The 818-nt window shown below is 47.8% G+C and carries 2 protein-coding genes; both read left to right on the top strand.

Annotation, left to right across the window (positions count from 1 at the left end):
• Positions 1-162: 162 nt before the first annotated feature.
• On the top strand, positions 163-537 hold the full coding sequence (locus V7L95_RS04135) for a hypothetical protein (protein WP_340968165.1): 375 nt from the start codon (positions 163-165) through the stop codon (positions 535-537).
• Positions 530-748 (top strand): hypothetical protein, encoded by a 219-nt coding sequence (locus tag V7L95_RS04130; protein WP_340968163.1) that lies wholly within the window; start codon positions 530-532, stop codon positions 746-748. Before V7L95_RS04135 ends, V7L95_RS04130 begins: the two co-directional genes overlap by 8 nt.
• The last annotated feature ends 70 nt before the right edge of the window (positions 749-818 follow it).

Genomic DNA, 818 nt, shown 5'->3' with positions numbered 1-818 from the left:
GGGTCAGGCAACGCAGAGAAAGACGAAGTAGAGGCGGGCGTAAGACGGCTAACAGGCTACGAGGGCGCCTTCGCAAACTTCGATGAATCGGATGCGGCTGCGATTGGGCTGGCGTGGCTGATCGATGCGGGTGTAATTGAGAAACCGAAAGGGGCGAAATAGATGGACCGTTTGCTAAATATCGGGGTCGTTGTGTGGATTGCGCTATTTCTGTTTTTTGTCGTAATTGTAGCGCCAGTATATACGATTGCTTCCTACGCCAATAAGAACTCGTACGAAATTAAGGTGACGGAAAAAGAAACGAAGAATTCCAAAGAGTCCTCTAAGTATCTGATTTTCGGCATTGACGACGAAGGGAACGAAAAAGTTTTCGAAAATACCGACGCTCTGTTTGCTCGTAAGTTTAATTCTAGTGATCTCTACGCGAAGATTGAAGTCGGCAAGACTTACGAGTTTAAGACGATAGGTTTCCGTATTCCGTTTTTATCTAAATACGAAAACATAATGACGGTAAAGGAGGCGGGCGCAAATGGATAAAGCGATGGCTTACATCGACAAATTAGCCGCAAAGCTCGGAGTGGCGGCGGAACATGTTTACGGGGTGCTCGTCAAGCAGCAACACATCTTCGGAATCGTCAACGTGGCGGTAGGCGTTGTCTCGTTCGTGATATTTGCGGCTTTAGTTCGCCTGACATATTTGATCATCGCAAATGGAGAACGGCCCGCGTGGGGTGAAGATGAGACTTGAGCTCTATCAAACACTCGGATTACCTAGAACGATGCGTGATCTTGGCATCACAGCTCAGCTAGAGGAAGCA

Origin of the sequence: Bacillus sp. PPSBB_11 (assembly GCF_038023285.1) — a bacterium.
Classification (GTDB): Bacteria; Bacillota; Bacilli; order Bacillales; family Bacillaceae; genus Bacillus; species Bacillus altitudinis.
This window is presented reverse-complemented; position numbering and strand designations above follow the sequence as displayed.

Coding starts and splice junctions, on each gene's coding strand:
- V7L95_RS04130 (WP_340968163.1), top strand. CDS start 530: ATGGATAAAGCGATGGCTTACATCGACAAATTAGCCGCAAAGCTCGGA.
- V7L95_RS04135 (WP_340968165.1), top strand. CDS start 163: ATGGACCGTTTGCTAAATATCGGGGTCGTTGTGTGGATTGCGCTATTT.